The organism is Citrobacter sp. U14242, from assembly GCF_046555775.1.
Classification (GTDB): domain Bacteria; phylum Pseudomonadota; class Gammaproteobacteria; order Enterobacterales; family Enterobacteriaceae; genus Citrobacter.
Window position 1 is genome coordinate 1 of sequence record NZ_JBKGLW010000047.1, and the last position, 233, is coordinate 233.

Below are 233 nucleotides of genomic sequence, written 5' to 3' on the forward strand. Positions count from 1 at the left end.
ATCTGCTTCGTCAGCGTGGTTTTGTCCTTCTCCAGGGCCGCCAGCTGAGCCGTCTGTTTCTCCAGTTTCGCCGCATCAGCGCTGCCGGATTTATTCAGGTCTGCTATCTGCTTCGTCAGCGTGGCTTTGTCTTTCTCCAGATCCGCCAGCTGAGCCGTCTGTTTCTCCAGTGCAGCTTTCTGCTTCGCCGCCTCTGCACTGCCAGACTTATTCAGCTCCGTCATCTGCTTCGT

The 233-nt window shown here is 56.2% G+C and carries 1 protein-coding gene; it reads right to left on the reverse strand.

Features of this window, described 5'->3' with window-relative positions; genetic code table 11:
- Positions 1-224, reverse strand: a 224-nt coding sequence (locus ACLJXE_RS24390) for a hypothetical protein (RefSeq protein WP_410752241.1), incomplete at its 3' end; no start/stop codon positions are given.
- Positions 225-233 lie beyond the last annotated feature (9 nt).